The sequence below is a fragment of the Acidaminococcus hominis genome (assembly GCF_900291475.1).
Taxonomy (GTDB): Bacteria; Bacillota; Negativicutes; order Acidaminococcales; family Acidaminococcaceae; genus Acidaminococcus; species Acidaminococcus hominis.
Genome location: NZ_OLMM01000005.1, coordinates 1 through 17,851 on the forward strand (window position 1 = coordinate 1; position 17,851 = coordinate 17,851).

The window sequence follows — 17,851 nt, forward strand, 5'->3', positions numbered from 1 at the left end:
AGAATGGATGTGATCCATCGTGATTGCTCCTTTGTTGATGATTTCTCGCAAAACCATTTTAGCATGAGGCTTCACTATGGATTTTTATTTTTTGATTAACTGTTCAAGTTCATTTTACAACTGACCGATGAATCATAATTACTGAAATTTCAGTATTAGCCTTGTTGGTTTTATTGTATTATTCTATAATGTAAAAGTACACTTAATTATTGACTCATTTATTCTTAAATTTTTTAAGGAGGTCAAAGGAAGAGTTCTATGGATACACGGCTTATCGAACATATCATCAAAATCGCTGAAGAAAAAAGTATCACCAAGGCTGCTGAAAAGCTCTACCTGACGCAGTCAGCACTCAATCAACAGCTGCTGAAGCTGGAACATGAACTGGGTACCGAACTGTTTAAACGAAACAAAGCAGACTGGAGTCCTACCAAAGCGGGGGAGATTTATCTTGAAGGCGGCAAGGAAATTCTCCGAATCAAAAAACAGTCCTACAGACGCATCAGTGATCTGACGGACAGCTATAAAGGCACCATTACTGTGGGCATGACCCCCGTCCGGGGGCCGGATATGTTCATTCATGTCTATCCCCATTTCCATAAAACTTACCCCAATATGGTTGTTGTCCCCTATGAATTGAGTGTTCACCGCATGCAGCCCATGATTGCCTCCGGGGATCTTGATATCGGTTTCGTCACCTTATTTGACAAGCAAAAAATCGATAATGAATATATCAACCTATACGAGGAAGAAATTTTAATAGCAATTCCTTCCTCCTTGGATGTGTCAAAGTCGGTGATTCCTAGGGCAAATGGCCGACCAGCACTGCCACTTAGCGCCTTGAAAGATGAGCCTTTTATTTTTTTAAACAAAGAAACCACCATGCGCCCTTATATCGATAAAATATTCCGGGAACAGCAAATTGTACCCCAACTTCTGTTTGACACCGCCAACACCAATACCATTCTGGAAATGGTGCGCGCCAATATCTGCTGCGGAATTGTTTCTGAATCCACCGCTCGCCGGTATAAGACAGGAATCCAATATTTCTCTTTTGAAAAACCGCTGAAGTGGAATGTTACAGTTAGCTATCAAAAAGGAGTTCTGCTGAGCAAGGCTTCTCTGCTCTTTATTGAGTACGCCAAAAAGTATTGGCTAAGTTTACTGGAACGCAGCCGGAATAATATATAAAAAGACGGGATACCTATTTCAACACGAAACAGGTATCCCGTCTCTTTATTCCAGCATCATAAGGGTGTTACAAGATTCCCTTCTTGATCAAACTTCATGAATTGCGGTTCATCCAGTGCTTTGAGACCCTCATATTTTCCTGCAAGCACATCCTGATAATAGGCTTCTGAAAGCATGATTTTCCCAATATGCAGGCTGTTTTGTATCCGAATTACCCTTGCATGGTCCTTATCTGCATTATTCAGCGTACGGATACAAAATTGAATGGCTTCCTTGTCCGTTGCCATAATAATAGGAATTTCTGCAGAACGGATAACAGTATTGGTAATCGTATTGGGATACATTTTTTGCAAATCAATCTTATCAAAGAGGCGCTTTGTAATTGCACTGGCAAGCCCCGTACCTAATGCATTGCCATGGGACGCTTCGGTCAAATCCAAGAAGCAGGTTCGCTGCACCTTTACCCCACCAGAAGCATAGGGCGTGGAGAAGGTTCCCGTAATATTCGGGTCAACGCCCGTGCCGCTGATGTTTTTGCCGATTTCATTGACTACAAGAACGTCACATTCTCCCACAATCAGCTTAGGCATATTTCCAAAAGCTTCCTGCAGCAGCCCCGGTTCCTCATCCAAAATATCATCGGCGTGAACGGCCACAATTTTAGCCGTTTCATCGTAGGCATTCTCGATTGTCCCTACTCCCATGAGAATCGGCGCCTTTTCAAGAATGACCTTGGCATTAGCCGGTAAATTTTGGGCAATGAGGCCCATCCCATCGCTATGAACACTCTCTGCTCCTTTTTGTTTACCCAAGCCAACAACCATCATCTTGCAAAAACCGCTTTCGTACTTACCTCTAAAAGCATTATGAGGTTTTACGCGACAAGAGACAATGATTCCATCAGATTCGTAGGCTAGGCGATCAATATAAACAGGTTTTCCTAATTCAGAATACCCTAATAAAACAGCATCCATGCAAGAGCGTACCGGACATCCCATGGAGGCTTCCGTAATATTATAGCCTGTTAAAATTTCTGTCTGTCCTTCAGCTGTAGCACCGCCATGACTCCCCATGGCAGGAACAATGAAAGGGTTTGCACCGCGGGATTTTACAAAGTCTACAATCGCTTTAGTAATAACATCCACATTGGCTATACCCCGGCTGCCCGCAGTAATGGCAATGTTTTTCCCAGGCTGAATAAGCTCCGCAACACGCTCCTTGGACATTTCTTTTCTTACTACTTCTGGAATGTCTTCGCGCGCAATCTTAGGCCGTGGAAAAGTCTGTTCTGCCCGAAACATTTTGGGAATGGGTACATCTTTCAACAATTGCGAAACGATACCGCCTCTTTGAATCTCCATAATCAGTTCCTCTTTTCAAGAATAATCAAGGCTAATTGATTTTCTCGGTTATATTACAGATGCAATTGCTGTTCCTTCAGATACCGCATTAGTTTATCCTCAAAGTCAGCAATGTTTTGCTTATTTTGGACGGCCGTCATAAATCGCGGCGTCACTTTATAACAAATTCTATTGGGTGGCGGCGTAGTCATCTCATAGAATTGTATTCCTAATTTTTTAATCCGTTCATCACTTTGCAAGTACTTTGCAGAAGATTCCGGAATAATACTCCAGGTTTGTTTTGACAACACACCTGAAAGTGCGTTAGAAGTCCCAATCACAGCCAGTGGCTGAGCATCAGCACCAAAAATTTGAGTATGCCAGGGCATAAAGGACGGTGACCAATCCGCCAGCAGTTCCTTTCTAACATCCAGTTTAGCAGGATCAAGCACTGCTTTATCTGTGCCAAGATCACCAATGACAAAATGCTTTTCAGAAAACAGCGGCTGGGTTTCCAGGAGATGGCTCATCCTCTGCCGCACAACAAAGCCAAAATCCAATTGATGCTGTTCAAGTTCATTATAAATATGAAAGGACGAATACGTATAACAACTGAGCAGCATCGTATTTTCGACTTGTGCTAAATCTATCAGGTTCTTGTAAAACGGACTAAATACGAAAGTCAGAGATTCCACACTGCCGATTCTAAAGCTCTGCGTCTTTCGTTGGTTATGAAAATTTAAAATCGTGCTGTGCAGAGACATCCATTGTTCTGCCAAGGGGATAAACTCAATACCCGCTTCAGTAAGATAAAACCCTCGTTTCCCTCTTCCTCGGCTTACCAATACGTCCTGAATTTGACGTTCTAAAAGATGAATGCGGTGACTCAGCGTGGACTGAGAAATGCTTAGTTTTTCGGCAGCAACGGTAAAGCTTTTACATTGAACCAGCGTCAAAAAAGTCGCAATCAACTCCGTATCCACTTCATCACTCCTCCAATATCTATTTAATTGATAATATACCACCATATTATCAATTTTACAATTTCTATTTTTCATGGTATGATAACCATAAAGATTTCGAATTTTTCAAGTATTAGCCTTGTACGCTTGATATTCAAAATCTGAGAAAAAGGTGTGAACAAAATTGAATAACTTAATTGTAAAGTTAAATTCTCATGACAACGTTGCCATTGCTGTAAAACCCTTAACGAAGGGGGAAACTGTAACAGAAAGTCTGACTGCACTGGACGATATTCCCCAAGCGCATAAAATCGCACTTTGTGATATCAAAAAAGGTGCAGAGATTCTGCGCTATAATACGGTAATCGGTTACGCCAACAAAGATATCAAAAAAGGGCAATGGATCAACCAGTACATGGTAACCTTACCTACTGCACCCTCCTTGGATAACATGGAATTTGGCACAAATATTGTGACCGAGCTTCCTACTCCTCCCAGAACAAGCTGGCTGGGTTACCCCAATCCCAACGGCGGACCTGCTGGAACCCGCAACATTTTGGGTATTATGACGACGGTCCAATGTGCAACAGGTGTAGTAAATGCAGCGGTAAAAAAAATTCGGGCAGAATTATTGCCGCAATTTCCCAATGTAGATGATGTTGTTCCCATCAATCACTCCTACGGCTGCGGCGTGGCAATCAATGCTCCAGAAGCAGTAATTCCCATCAGAATCCTGCAAAATCTAACTCACCATCCAAACTTTGGCGGTCAGGTTATGGTTGTATCCTTAGGCTGTGAAAAATTAACGGTAGAAAAACTGCTGCCGCCAGAAGAAAATACTCCGGATAATGTTATTGTACTCCAAGAACAACAGGGTTTCTCTGGAATGGTTAATGCCATCATGACCATGGCAAAGAAAAAGCTCACTATATTGAATGAACGCAAAAGAGTAGAACTTCCTTTAAGTGATCTTGTTGTGGGTCTGCAATGCGGTGGAAGTGACGCATTTTCTGGGGTTACAGCAAATCCCAGCGCTGGCTATGCAGCCGATATGTTGGTAAAAGGCGGAGCTACTGTTATGTTCTCCGAAGTAACTGAAGCAAGAGACGGTGTGCACCTGCTTGCCAAACGTTGCGTATCAAAAGAAGTTTGCCAAAAGTTAGCTTCTGAAATGAAATGGTATGATCACTACTTAAGTGAAGCCCATGTAGACCGTGATGCAAACCCTGCTCCGGGCAATAAAAAAGGTGGACTTGCCAATATCGTAGAAAAAGCAATGGGTTCCATTGCTAAATCGGGTACGTCCCCTATTGTAGAAGTTTTATCTCCTGGAGAAAAACCGACAAAGCACGGTTTAATTTATGCTGCTACACCCGCTAATGATTTTGCTTGTGGTACTTGTCAATTGGCCAGTGGAATGAATGTGCATGTGTTTATGACAGGGCGTGGTTCTACTTATGGGCTTGCCTTGGTACCAGTCATTAAAGTTAGTTCCAGAACAGAATTAAAAGAACAATTACCCGATATCATTGATGTGAATGCCGGCACCATTGCAACGCATGATTCCACTATTGAAAAAGTAGGCCTTGAAATTTTTAATCTGATTCTCGACACCGCAAGCGGCAAAAAGAAAACTTTTGCAGAACAATGGAAAATAGAGAATGATCTCTGCGTATTTAACCCTGCTCCCTTAACCTGATTTGATTTCAGCTATAACAATCATATCTACATAAAAAAATCCCCTTTCCGCCAAACTTGGTGAAAAGGGGATTTTTTTATTCGCTTACCATTTCAGTTTTCTGTGGGTGTTGAAGAAGATGAACCCGCAGGCCATGAATACTACGAAGATGGCGGCACCAACGCCGGCGGTAAGGCCAACGCCGCTCATCAGCCAGATAGGAGTCAGACCTACGAAGGCATCTTTCCAGCTCATCAGGGTAGAATATACGCCGTGGCTGTCACCTGCATGGGATTGGGAATCCGGGTCGATGGCACGAACCAGAGCCAGGCCGGTGGAGGTGTTGCCGGTAGCAGCGCCGAAGCACATAACGGCTTTTTCAAACCATTCTTCCTGGGCAAAGGTCTTAGCGCAGAACAGTACCAGGGGTACGGTCAGGGCAGTCAGGACGATGGAGTAGATGGCCAGGGCCAGTGCATAGGTAGCGATGAACTTCAGGTTCAGGGTAGCCATAGCGGTGAATACTACCAGTTCCAGGAAGAAGCCGCTGAGCATTTTGATGGTCTTCAGGTCAACAAATTTTTCCAGATGGAACACTTCGATGAGTTTCCAGCCTACAGCACCGCCGATAACGCCGTGGAGCACGCTGGGGAGAATCTTGAAGAAAGGAATGTAGGTGCCCAGGAACTTGAAGATGCAGGTGCCCAGGAACAGGGAACCCAGCAGCCAAGCGCATTGCAGGGCCAGGTGGTTGATGCTGATACCGGTGGTAACGGTAGTACCGGTGGATTTGCGTTCATTTTCCGGCAGTGCACCGCCGTAGAATTGGGGAGGCTGCTTCTTGGGTTCCTTTACGTAGGTGCCCCAGCCTTTGCGGACGCCGAAGTTTACCAGGGCCATACCAACAACCATGGCCACAATCAGACCTACGGTGGACAGCACCATACCTACAGCCATGTTGCCTTCAATGCCCAGCTTTTCAAAGGAAGCTGCGGCAGCGGCTGCAGTACCATGGCCGCCGTGGAAGGAGAACACACCCATTACGCCCCAGCCCAGGGGCAGGCCCGGCCAAATGTCACGGAGCAGGGCGCCCAGCAGGGTGCCGATGCACATTTGCATACCGAAAGCCGGCATAGGCAGGCAGATGTAGTCCAAATAGGAATGGATTTTTTCTTTGTTGAAGCTTACGCCAAATACCAGGGAAGCCATTACTACGTTGATCAAAACGCCGGGAACGCCGCCCATAACTTTGGGGATTTGGTAGATACCCAAGCCCTGTTGGCCGCAGGCCAGCATCAGCAGGCCGCCGATCAGGGATGCCGGGAGGAATAATTTTTGCAGGGGTTTTACAATTTCACGCACGCCCCAGCCCAGCAGCATGAACATGCAGATCATCATCAGCATATCGAGTAACTGTTTAACTGTCATCTTCGCACCTCATTGCTTTCTTCAAGATAGAAAAATTATTGCGTTCAACCATAAACAAACTTGCTTTTTGTTTGCCTTAGATTCTCCGTACCGGACCCTCTACCCGGTACGGGAACCCTCAGCTGCCAATTTGTGCTCCAGTGAAAGCGGCGAATTTTGGGAACCCTCTTCCTCTCCAGCCGCTTTCCACAAATTGTTTTGCTCTCAGGAGTCTGCCAGGTCTCCAGTCCTGGCAGCTTCCTGTAATAGCCTTACCTAGGGCTTAGCCTTTGTACATGCCGTCGATGACTTCGACGCCTTTATCGGCCAAGCGCTTGTCAACCCATTCTCTCTTGGAGTTGCCGGTTTGGGCAGCCACCAGTTTGGCTTCGTCCTGGGCTTGGAAAGCTTTGGCAGCTTCCAGTACGGTTTCGCCTTCCTGCCAGGGAATCACGATAACGCCGTCCTGGTCCATAACGATGATGTCGCCAGGGTTAATGCTGATACCGCCGCAGGAGATGGGCACGTTGATTTCGCCAGGGCCTTCTTTGTAGGGACCGCCGGGGTTGGTGCCGGTAGCGTAGATGGGATAGGTCATTTTGCGGACAGCGTCGATATCCCGGATAGGACCATCGATGATGATGCCGCCGATGTTCTTGGAACCGCCGTAGGTGAACATGATTTCGCCAATCAGGGAACGGTATTCTTCGCCGCCATCGTTGGAAACGATCAGCACATCACCAGCTTTGGCCATGTTCAGGGCCTTGTGCAGCATCAGGTTGTCCCCGGAACGGGTTTTGATGGTGAGAGCCCGGCCTACATTTACGGGATCCGGAGGATTGCTTTGCAGTTTGATGCGGGGATGCATCCCTACCAGACGGCCCATGGTGTCAGAGATGTTGGCACAGGGGATTTTCTTGAAAGCGTCCAGCAGTTCTTGAGCAACTTCCGGTTTTTGCAGGAATACACGATTTCCAATAGACATTTACAATTCCTCCTTGAAATAGACAGTTCCGAGAATCTAATGTGAATTTATAATTTTCAGTCATTCACTTTTCGTAATTGTATGATATCTTATTGTGTCAACAATGTGAAACAATAATATTGGGGAAAATCCACAAAGAAATTTTGTTGATTTGAATAAAGGTTGATGTAGGCTGGTTGGTTTATGGTTCACTTTGGTGGTGCGGTCCGCGAACCTGAAGTGATGTGGTGCCGAGTATCCCCTCTCCTACAGCACTACCTTCAGAAAAAGGTAGTGCTGCTTTCCTCTCCCCTACAGGGTAGAGGTTTGGGTGCCCTTCGGGCAGATTGGCAGCAAACCCCATCCCGGCTGCGCTTGCTTTCTTGGAGCGCAGCCACCCTTCCCCTTTACCTGTCCGCACAGCGAACAGGTAAGGAGAAGGCAGGCGGCCTGCGGCCGCAAAAAAACTTTTCTTGACCTGCCTGGTATACTTCTTTAAGCTTCTTTATATTGCACACCGCCGTTTTTCTGGATTTGTCACAAAATTATTTTGTTTTACGGGAGCAAAAAAACATCCCCGGAGCGTGGTTCCGGGGATGTTCAGAGGGCGGGGTTAAACCCCTTAGAGGCCGCAGCAGAAAGGGTGTACAGTCCCTTTCTGCCTTGTGTTCCCTATTCTAGAGGGTTTTGCCCTTTATGTAAAACAGTGTTTCTTTGCCGCTGCACAACCAGGGGTTGTGGTGTTTACAAGGCCCGGGTATAGTACCGGGCAGGGTTGTCCACCAGCATGATGTGGAGTTCTTCCGGGGTGATGCCTTCGGCCAGCAGCAGGTCGCCCAGCTTGCTCAGGGCTTCATCCGGATAGGGGGACGCGGGCTGGCCCACATCCGTGGACAGGACCACCTGTTCGGCGCCTACGGCACGGATCCGCTCTGCCATTTCTGCCGGGGTAATATGGCCGGCCTGGATATTGAAGTAGCAGTGTTCCGTCATGGCACCCAAGGCTGCCGCCTGTTTCAGCTGCTCGGTGGTGTAGTAGTCCGCTGCGCCGTCCACATGGGTGGCCACCAGTTTCTGGATGTCCTTGTCATGGGCGGCCTTGAGCACGGCCAGGCCTTCTTCGGCGCTGACGTGGCCGGTGGCCAGGACCATATCGTAGGCTTTGACAATATCCAGGATTTCGCTGATGCCGGGCACCAGCTGACCGTTGTCATCCAAGGCGGTGAGATAGGCAGCAGCCTCCTGGTCACTCATTCCCGGATGTTTCTTTTTCTGGTAGCTGCGGGCTTCCAGAGTGGGCAGCCAGACTACCCGGCCCCCCAGCTTGGCGCAGTTTTCCACGGCGTAGGGGTTGAAGCCGCCTACGGTCCGGTTCAGCACAATGCCGCCGATAATCTTCAGTTTGGGGAACTGGGCCTGGAGCAGGGCAGCCCGAGCGGCGGTTTCCGTAAAGTGGTTTTTCACCAAAAAGCCGGCCATGCCCTTTTCTTCCAGCCGGGCGGCCAGTTCGGGATCCGTGAATTTCCGTTTGCTCACATCGGGAGCTGTATGTACGTGTACGTCATAAATACCTTTTACATCCATGTTGGTTCTCCTTCTTTTGCAGGTAGCTTTGCCTTGAGAAAAAAGGGCTGCGCCAATGCACAGCCCCTAACTTTACTTAGTACGGCAGGAAAATGGGGATCAGGCCTACCACCACCAGATAGGTGAGGATTACCATGGGCAGACCAATCTTCACAAAGTCCATGAACTTGTATTGGGTCCAGCCTACGGTCATCATGTTCTGGGGTGCAGCAAAGGGGGTTGCATAGGAAGCAGCACCGGCCAGGGTGATGATCATGGCAATGGGATACGGGCTAACACCAATCTGCTGGGCAATGGACACGCCGATGGGCATGAACACCAGGATGGTGGGAATGTTGGACATAATCTGGGTCAGGCCGGCAGCAGCTACAAACATGACAGTAGAAATCATGAAGGGGCTGGGGTTGTTGCCCAAAATGGCGATAATCAGGTCGGCAACGGCCTGGCCTGCACCGCTGTCCTTTACGCCTTCGGAAATGACGCCTAGAGCGCCTACCAGAATCAAGCAGTTCCAGTCAATGGCCTTGAAGGCATCCTTGATGGTCATGCAGCGGGTTCCCACGATAACGCAGGCACCCAGTACAGCAGCCACGTGCATGGGCAGGGCCTTGCTGCCGCTGGCGATGATAATCAGCACCACAATCATGGTCAGGGCGGCGATGGTGGCTTTTTGTTTGTTCAGGGGTTTCTTTTCGATTTGGGCAAATTCAGGAACGTAGCCGGTATCGGGAATCATCTTGGAACCGATGAAGGTGAAGTACAGGGTACCCACAATGCACACGCCGATGCCGAAGGGGGTGATGCTGAAGAAGCCGAAGGGTACCAGACCCAGCTTGCCCATGGCAGCAGCGGCAGCAGCGTTGGAGCCTACGCCTACCAGGGTTACGAAGCCACCGAACTGGGCACCAAACAACAGGCCCAGCAGAGCCCGGGAAGGACCTACGCCGGCAGATTCCGCCATGGCCGTTACCAGGGGAGCCATAGCAACCATAACGCCGATGTTGCTGCACACGGAGCTCAGGATGCAGGAAACGATCAGGGTTGCCAGGATGATGTTCCGTTCGCTTTTGCCGGTAATGGCAATCATCTTTTCACCAATCTTGTCGGTGATGCCGGTGTGGAACAGGGAAGAACCGACCACCATCATGCCGGCCAGCAAGATGTTGGTGTTGTTGTCGTAGCCGGAGAACACTGTGCTCATTTTCACAATGCCCAGGGCGCCGTAGGAAATGGAAGCTAAGATAGCAGTAACTGCAATGGGAATGGGTTCCCAGATAAATAGCAAAATCGTGATAAATAGAATACGGTCAGTTGTAAAATGAACTTGAACAGTTAATCAAAAAATAAAAATCCATAGTGAAGCCTCATGCTAAAATGGTTTTGCGAGAAATCATCAACAAAGGAGCAATCACGATGGATCACATCCATTCTAACACAATGGAGGACGTACGTATCCCCGGCCGCCATCTTTCTTTGGAAGAACGTGGTATGATTCAAGCTCTGCATCGTCAAGGGCTTTCCCTTCGCAACATTGCTGCTGCAGTAGGATGTGCTCATACGACTGTTTTCTATGAGCTTCGGCGTGGAACGCCGGAACGAAAAAGCAAGCACGGTCGTGCCCCACAGTATATGGCAAAGCGCGGTCAGAAGGCATACGCAAAGAATCGCAAGAACTCCAGGAAGACTTGCAAAATCGATCATGACGACTGCGAATCGTTCATCCAATGGATGGTAGAACAAGTCCGCCAGGAACGTTGGTCACTGGATGCCTGCGTTGGCTATGCTAGGCGGAACAAGCTATTTACGCCGGAACAGATTCCCTGTACCAAGACGCTTTACAACATGCTTTGGGCTAATAAGCTTCCGCTGTCGCTCTTCGAAGTCCCGCGAGCCTTAAAGCATAAACACCGTCGGAAATGGGTACGTAAGAACAAGCGTATGAAGGGTCGCTCCATTGAGGAACGTCCTGCCGTCGTCAATGAAGGTACCGAAATTGGCCACTGGGAAGTGGACACGGTCGTTGGTCAGCGTGCAGGCCGTGAGGCAGTAGTCTTCACTGCTGTTGAAAAGGTTACGCGCAACTACATCGCCATCCGCATTCCTGGACGTACCTGTGCCGGCGTTGAATCCGCTCTTGCACAGTTGCAGGAGCTATATGGCGCAGAGCGCTTCAGCCAGATTTTTAAGACGATGACGGCCGATAACGGTCCTGAGTTTGAGAACTTGTCACAGTTCGAGAGTCTCGGCACCAAGATGTACTTTACACATTCGTACAGCTCGTGGGAACGGGCTCAAAACGAACGCCACAATGGCTTGCTGAGGGATTTCATCCCAAAGGGCATGTCCGTAGAGCGGTTCTCTGATGAGGATATCCTGAACATGGCAGATACGCTGAACCAGCGCCCACGTCGTGTTTTGGGCTACCATACGCCGTCAGAGCTATTTGATGCATTCCTCGATGAAGTTTATGCTATTGAGTGTGNCGTAGAGCGGTTCTCTGATGAGGATATCCTGAACATGGCAGATACGCTGAACCAGCGCCCACGTCGTGTTTTGGGCTACCATACGCCGTCAGAGCTATTTGATGCATTCCTCGATGAAGTTTATGCTATTGAGTGTGTTTCTTGATTATAGTTGTTCAAATTCAACTTGCAATTTACCATAAATAGAATACCTAATGCCAATGCCATAGGAGTCATTGTCGTCATCCTTTCTTGATTGCCAATGCTTGGTTCGGAAAGCCGGCTCTCCGGTTTCCCTTCATTTTGCCTGCCGTTTTGGCGGTGCAGCCCGCGGCTGCACCGCCAAAACGGAAACTGCTGTGTAACGGTCCCCCTTTCTATTTCACCCGCGATGGAATGAAATGTAAATTAGTAATTTTCAGTCTTTGCATTTTTGGCAATTGTATGATAACTTGAGACTATAACAAAGTAAAACATAGATATTTTGGGTGTGCTACAAATAAAATTTGTGAAAGGGTAGTGCGGTCTGCGGGGTGTAGTGTGGTTCGGCCCTCCGGGCATCCTGGATTTGAAACCCATCCCGGCTACGTTTTATTCTTGGGGCGTAGCCACCCTTCTTCTTCTCCTGTTCGCTACGCAGCGAACAGGTAAGTGGAAGGCAGCGGCCGATGGCCGCGAAATGCTGAGTATTAAACTTTCTCCGTCAGTCACGCAGTGACTGACACCTCTTTCACGCTTGAAAGAGGCTTCCAGGCCACCACTGGTCAAGTGACAAAGAAAGGTAGTATTAGTATTTACATACCGTGATTTCATCTCAAAACCCGTTTAACACACGACCAGTATGGGCCTAAGACCGGCCCATCCAAAGCGTTGCGCTCACATCCAAGAGCAAATCCGTTAGTCAAAAGGCTCTTGGCTAATGTGAGCCATGTGATAGCAGCCTGTGAATCAAGCTCTCTGAGCGAAGATGAACAGCTAGCTGCGAACCACTGAGGGGCTGTCAGCCCGTAGGGATGACTGAGGAAGTTCATCCATGTTTTGCGGCCTCCGGCTGCCTGTCTTCTCCGTTTCAGCTGTGGAACAGCTGAAATGGAGAAGATGCGCCTATCATAAGAATTCCAAAGGCGCAGATGGGGCGTGTTCAAGAGAAGGTGGGGCGCACAGCGCCTCGGATGGGGGCAGCAGGGCCTAATTATAAGCACAAGCCTATCGAGAGAAACGAATCAGAAATACATTCAGCTTTCTGCCTCGTTGCTTGCGGTGAAAAATCCTACGTCAAATTTTCTCAAGTTCCGTTAAACTGTTTACAATTATAAAAGTGAGCAACCGCTTTTTTGTGAAGGAAATGTGAAGTACTAGTCACGAACGCAAAAATGAGTATAATAAAGATAGTTCGATATTAACCGAACAAAAAAAGGAGGATGAAGCTTATGGAAATGGATAAGAAAATGGTCTCTAGTGCCGCCAAAGAAGGTTTTGATTTTGAAGGTTTGCTGCTGGATTTATTCGTTTCTAAGGCATTCTCTAGCAAAGTTCCCAGTATGCTGGACTGGGATCCGATGGCGTATTTCGATTTCGAATAAGCCATTTTATTTCCCGAATATTAAAGTACTTTTTCGCAAACAATTTTCAGAAGTAACCCGGTCAGTTTTTGTTTGACCATGGTTTCTGCCTATTGCGTACTATCTACCTCCATATAGCTCCTTTTCTAGGGAAAAACAACCAAGGGCCGGGGCCTGTACTTCACGTACAGGCCCCGGCCCTTTGGCGTATAGGCGTTTATTCCACGCCCGGTTCCGGTTTATGGACGTAACTGGGGTCCATGGTTTCCACATTCTTAAAATAGTTTTCCAGCAGTTCAATGAAGTACTTCAAATACCGGGCGTGGTACCGATTCTTGAAGTAGGCCAGGTACAGGTTGTGGTACACGGGCTTTTCCTTGTACAGTAAAGGAAAGATGTTCACGTCGGAGGCCAGCTGCTTTTTGGTCTTATTGAGGGGCATGGTGGTACTGAAGGTGGCGGCCAGTGCCTTGGACGAAATGGTTTCGCTCATGCGCAGGTGGTCCGTGCGGATATACACCTGGGGTGCGCAGCCTGCTTCCTCAAAGCAGTTGGTCAAGATGGTGCCCATCCGGTTGGGGGGTGTCAGCATCAAAAAGGGCAGCTTGGCAAAGTCTTTCAAATGGGCTCCGTGCCGGGAGCGTTCCTTGATAATTTCCGTTTCCGCCCCATAGTATTTTTTCAGCAGCCGGTCGGATACCAGCAGATAAATTTGGTTGGCCAGCAGCAGGGTGCTGCTGAGGCCGGGAATATTTTCGTTACGTACGGAGAGGATTACGTCCAGATTCCCTTCCAAAAGCTGGGACTGGAGATGATCCGAGGTATCGTCCGTCAGGTCCATGGACACATGGGGGTAGCGCCTGGTAAGGTCCGGCAGCACCGCCGGCAGGGCAATATTGTAGCGGATGAAGCTGGCCCCAAAGCGAATGGTGCCCCGGGCTTCTTCGGCAATATCCGACAGCACTTCCTTGAATTCCTGCTCCTGGTTCAGCACCTTGTCGGCAAATTGCAGCAGGGAAAAACCGGCGGTGGTCAGGGTCAGCCGGGGTTTCCGGTAGAACAGCGGGATACCGCACCACTTTTCCAGCCGGGCAATGTGGTTGCTCAGGGTCTGCTGGGACAGGAACAGCCGTTTGGCTGTCTGGGTCATGTTCAGGTCCCGGGTCAGTTCTTTAAAGTAGTATAAGCTTTCCAGATCCATAGGGTCCTCCTTGATGCCAAGTTCCGGTGCTCCTTGGGCCAGGCGCCCCGGTAAATTCTCTTAGCCACAAAATTATTTTGTTCCTCCTCCAAATTATAACTGTTTTACTTTGTGGTTGTCAAAAGGTATTATACGGTTGCAAGCAATAAAACAGAAAATTGCGAATTGCCATTTGATTGCAAACCGTTATGTATTTCAAGGAGGAATTGTAAATGTCTATTGGAAATCGCGTATTCCTGCAAAAACCGGAAGTTGCTCAAGAACTGCTGGATGCTTTCAAAACCATCCCTGCTGCCAACATCTCCGACACCATGGGTCGTCTGGTTGGTATGCATCCCCGCATCAAACTGCAAAGCAGCCCCAAGGATCCCATCAACGTAGGCCGGGCTCTCACCATCAAAACCCGTTCCGGGGACAACCTGATGCTGCACAAGGCTCTGAACATGGCCAAACCCGGTGATGTACTGATCGTTTCCAACGATGGCGGCGAAGAATACCGTTCCCTGATTGGCGAAATCATGTTCACCTACGGCGGTTCCAAGAACATCGGCGGCATCATCATCGATGGTCCTATCCGGGATATCGACGCCGTCCGCAAAATGACCTATCCTATCTACGCTACCGGCACCAACCCTGGCGGCCCCTACAAAGAAGGCCCCGGCGAAATCAACGTTCCTATCTCCTGCGGCGGCATCAGCATTAACCCCGGCGACATCATCGTCATGGACGAAGACGGCGTTATCGTGATTCCTTGGCAGGAAGGCGAAACTGTACTGGAAGCTGCCAAAGCTTTCCAAGCTCAGGACGAAGCCAAACTGGTGGCTGCCCAAACCGGCAACTCCAAGAGAGAATGGGTTGACAAGCGCCTGGCTGACAAAGGCGTAGAAATCATCGACGGAATGTACAAAGGTTAATAAAGGAGCTAACGAACATGCCTTGGAAAATTTTACTGCCTCAAGAAATTATGTCTGAAGGCCGCAAACTGCTGGAAGATGCTGGCCATACCCTGATTGCCGGCCGCGGCTTTGAAACTGCCGATGTACTGGCAGATATGAAAGAATACCAACCGGATGCCATGATTGTCCGGATTACCCCGATTACCCGGGAAGTTATCGAATCCAACCCCAACCTGAAGGTTATTGTCCGTCACGGTGCCGGCTTCGACGCCCTGGACGTAAAGGCCTGCCACGACAATGGCGTACAAGCCCTGTATGCTCCGGTGGCCAACTCCACTTCCGTAGCCGAAACCGCTATGCTGCTGATTCTGGAATGCAGCCGCAACGTAACCGTGCTGCACAAGACCTGGGTCAACGACTACTACAAAGCAAAATTGAAGGTGCGCAAGAATACCATTAACGGCAAGACCCTGGGCATCATCGGCTGCGGCAACATCGGCAGTCGCCTGGCCAAACGGGCTTTGGGCATGGAAATGAACGTACTGGCTTACGATCCCTACAAACCGGCTGCTGACTTCCCCGATGGGGTTGAAGTGGTACGGGACCTGGACCGGATCTTCAAAGAAAGCGACTACGTATCCATCCATACCCCCAATACCCCGGTTACCCATCACATTGTGAATGCCGAAACCTTGGCTATGATGAAACCCACCGCTTTCCTGATCAACACTGCCCGGGGCGGCTGCGTGGATGAAGATGCCCTGTACGAAGCCTGCAAGAACGGCACCATTGCCGGCGCTGGCCTAGATGCCCTGAAGAAGGAACCGGTGGATCCTAACCTGCCGCTCCTGACCCTGGACAACGTCATCATGTACCCGCATATCGGCGGCAACACCCAGGAAGCTGCCCACCGTGCCAGCTACTTCTCCGCCATGGGCGTGCAGGAAGTATACGAAGGCAAGGAACCTACCTGGCCGATCCACGATATCGATTATGAAACAGCCAAAACCTATACCGACACCAAGAAACCCAATACCAAACCGGCCGGTATGTTTGACTTCTAATTACTCAGCTTTTGCTTGTTATAGATTATGGATTGTTTACTCTTGAGAAGCCTTTCCTGTAGACACGAATTGCAAAAGGTCCCCTCCTTTTAGTTCAGGCCCTCAAGGGTGAACAGGACATAATCAGCCCCTCCTTTACAGGCGAACCTCAGGGCGCAGAGCAGTCCTCTGCGCTCTTTTTTTAAGGCTGTTATATTGAAATTTCTATTTATTTTTACATTTCTCACAAACTTTTGGATTTAAGGAGGCATATCATGTTCACCCCTGCTACTATTGCCATTATCATTCTGGTACTGGCCGTCATCTCCTTCCTGATGGAAAAGATTCCGGTCAACCTGACCATTATGCTGTCCATGATTGCCCTGGTGCTCACCCGTCTGGTCACCCCCAAAGAAGCCATTGCCGGCTTTGCCAGCACCACCATCCTGATGCTGATTGGCGTGGTCATCGTAGGGTCCGCCCTGTTTGAAACCGGGGTCTGCGACAAGATTGCCCACACGGTCACCAAGTATGCCAAAACGGAACGGCAGCTCATCATGGCCATTCTGCTGCTTTCCAGCATTCTTTCTTCCGCCGTTTCCAACTCCGGCACCGTTGCCGTGTTCATCCCCATTATCATGGGTATCTGCGCCCGGACCGGGTTCAGCCATTCCAAGCTGTTAATGTGTGCCTTCCTAGGCTCCATGTGCGGCGGCCGTCTGACCCTGGTGGGCGATGCGGCCATCAACGTGCTCATCGGCAACCAAATTCTGGAACTGGGCTACCCGTTCGGTTTCTTTGAAATCGGCAAAATCGGCCTGCCCCTGACCATCATCATGATGGTATATATGTACTTTATCGGCTACCGCTTCCTGCCGGACATCAAAATGAAGGGCTTCGATGATGCCCTGTTCTCCTCCCACAAGGAAATCAAACAAGTTTCCAAGTTTAAACAAAATGCTTCCATCATCATTATGCTCCTGGTATTTATCGGTATGATTTTTGAAAAACAGACCGGTATTCCTTCCTACATGGTAGCCATTATCGGCGCTGTAGCTGATGTGTGCTGCGGAATTTTCACCGAAAAGCAGGCCTACCAGCTGGTCAGCATTCAGACCGTTATCCTGTTAGGCGGTATGGTGCCCCTGGCCACGGCCCTGAAAAAGACCGGCGCTGCCCAGCAGATTGCCAACCTGCTGATCACCCTGATCGGCGGCTCCACCAATGTGTACTTCATTACCGTAGTCATCTTCCTGCTCACCATGGTGATGACCCAGTTCATGTCCAACGTAGTAACCGTAACCCTCCTGATGCCCATTGTTATTGCTGTGGCCCGGTCCATTGGGGTTATCCCCTCTGCCCTGGTTATGGTGCTGGGTATCGCTTCCACCATGTCTATCCTGACGCCAATTGCCTGCCCGCCGGCCAACCTGATCTACTCCTACGGTGGCTACAAGTTCTCGGATTATCTCAAGAGCAACATCGGCCTGGCCCTGGTATTTATGGTCACTTGTATCGTGGTTATCCCCATGATTTGGCCGTTCTATTAAGGAGATGCGCC

The 17,851-nt window shown here is 49.0% G+C and carries 13 protein-coding genes and 1 pseudogene; 7 read left to right on the forward strand and 7 right to left on the reverse strand.

Annotation, left to right across the window (positions count from 1 at the left end):
* Nucleotides 1-258 precede the first annotated feature (258 nt).
* Complete coding sequence (locus C7E10_RS06460; protein ID WP_105326530.1) at nt 259-1,191, forward strand: LysR family transcriptional regulator; 933 nt, start codon at nt 259-261, stop codon at nt 1,189-1,191.
* A 56-nt stretch (nt 1,192-1,247) separates the two neighbouring features.
* Here the strand turns inward: C7E10_RS06460 and C7E10_RS06465 are convergent, their stop codons facing one another.
* Both C7E10_RS06465 and C7E10_RS06470 read right to left on the reverse strand, forming a co-directional pair.
* Nucleotides 1,248-2,552, reverse strand: a complete 1,305-nt coding sequence (locus C7E10_RS06465) for a nickel pincer cofactor-dependent isomerase, group 22 (RefSeq protein WP_105326531.1) — start codon at nt 2,550-2,552, stop codon at nt 1,248-1,250.
* Nucleotides 2,553-2,605: 53 nt separating this feature from the next.
* A complete protein-coding gene (locus tag C7E10_RS06470; protein ID WP_160101847.1) occupies nt 2,606-3,514 on the reverse strand; it encodes a LysR family transcriptional regulator in 909 nt (302 codons plus the stop codon).
* A 163-nt stretch (nt 3,515-3,677) separates the two neighbouring features.
* Here C7E10_RS06470 and garD point away from each other — a divergent pair, with 163 nt between their 5' ends.
* Nucleotides 3,678-5,192, forward strand: a complete 1,515-nt coding sequence (gene garD, locus C7E10_RS06475; RefSeq protein WP_105326533.1) for a galactarate dehydratase — start codon at nt 3,678-3,680, stop codon at nt 5,190-5,192.
* 84 nt (nt 5,193-5,276) lie between these two features.
* On the opposite strand, the gene C7E10_RS06480 is transcribed toward garD, so the two are convergent.
* The 4 genes from C7E10_RS06480 to C7E10_RS06495 all read right to left on the reverse strand — a co-directional run bounded on the left by C7E10_RS06480 (nt 5,277) and on the right by C7E10_RS06495 (nt 10,429).
* Nucleotides 5,277-6,599: a sodium/glutamate symporter gene (locus C7E10_RS06480; protein ID WP_105326534.1), complete on the reverse strand. Its 1,323-nt coding sequence runs from the start codon at nt 6,597-6,599 to the stop codon at nt 5,277-5,279.
* A 262-nt stretch (nt 6,600-6,861) separates the two neighbouring features.
* Nucleotides 6,862-7,563 carry an RraA family protein gene (locus tag C7E10_RS06485; protein WP_105326535.1) on the reverse strand — a complete coding sequence of 234 codons (702 nt, stop codon included), beginning with the start codon at nt 7,561-7,563 and terminating at the stop codon, nt 6,862-6,864.
* Between the two features lie 723 nt (nt 7,564-8,286).
* Nucleotides 8,287-9,126 carry a DUF6282 family protein gene (locus tag C7E10_RS06490; protein WP_105326536.1) on the reverse strand — a complete coding sequence of 280 codons (840 nt, stop codon included), beginning with the start codon at nt 9,124-9,126 and terminating at the stop codon, nt 8,287-8,289.
* A 76-nt stretch (nt 9,127-9,202) separates the two neighbouring features.
* Nucleotides 9,203-10,429, reverse strand: a complete 1,227-nt coding sequence (locus C7E10_RS06495) for an SLC13 family permease (RefSeq protein WP_105326537.1) — start codon at nt 10,427-10,429, stop codon at nt 9,203-9,205.
* A 110-nt stretch (nt 10,430-10,539) separates the two neighbouring features.
* Here C7E10_RS06495 and C7E10_RS06500 point away from each other — a divergent pair.
* Both C7E10_RS06500 and C7E10_RS12055 read left to right on the forward strand, forming a co-directional pair.
* Nucleotides 10,540-11,601: pseudogene (locus tag C7E10_RS06500) on the forward strand (IS30 family transposase); the annotation flags it as partial.
* A 1,417-nt stretch (nt 11,602-13,018) separates the two neighbouring features.
* Entirely contained in the window at nt 13,019-13,171 is a 153-nt protein-coding gene (locus tag C7E10_RS12055) for a hypothetical protein (RefSeq protein ID WP_158572323.1), read from the forward strand.
* Between the two features lie 196 nt (nt 13,172-13,367).
* Here C7E10_RS12055 and C7E10_RS06505 read toward each other — a convergent pair whose 3' ends face one another.
* Nucleotides 13,368-14,351 carry a LysR family transcriptional regulator gene (locus C7E10_RS06505; protein WP_105326538.1) on the reverse strand — a complete coding sequence of 328 codons (984 nt, stop codon included), beginning with the start codon at nt 14,349-14,351 and terminating at the stop codon, nt 13,368-13,370.
* A 212-nt stretch (nt 14,352-14,563) separates the two neighbouring features.
* On the opposite strand from C7E10_RS06505, the gene C7E10_RS06510 reads away from it, so the two are divergent.
* The 3 genes from C7E10_RS06510 to C7E10_RS06520 all read left to right on the forward strand — a co-directional run bounded on the left by C7E10_RS06510 (nt 14,564) and on the right by C7E10_RS06520 (nt 17,840).
* On the forward strand, nt 14,564-15,265 hold the full coding sequence (locus C7E10_RS06510; protein ID WP_105326539.1) for an RraA family protein: 702 nt from the start codon (nt 14,564-14,566) through the stop codon (nt 15,263-15,265).
* A 17-nt stretch (nt 15,266-15,282) separates the two neighbouring features.
* Nucleotides 15,283-16,311 carry a hydroxyacid dehydrogenase gene (locus C7E10_RS06515; protein WP_105326540.1) on the forward strand — a complete coding sequence of 343 codons (1,029 nt, stop codon included), beginning with the start codon at nt 15,283-15,285 and terminating at the stop codon, nt 16,309-16,311.
* Nucleotides 16,312-16,565: 254 nt separating this feature from the next.
* On the forward strand, nt 16,566-17,840 hold the full coding sequence (locus tag C7E10_RS06520; RefSeq protein ID WP_105326541.1) for an SLC13 family permease: 1,275 nt from the start codon (nt 16,566-16,568) through the stop codon (nt 17,838-17,840).
* The last annotated feature ends 11 nt before the right edge of the window (nt 17,841-17,851 follow it).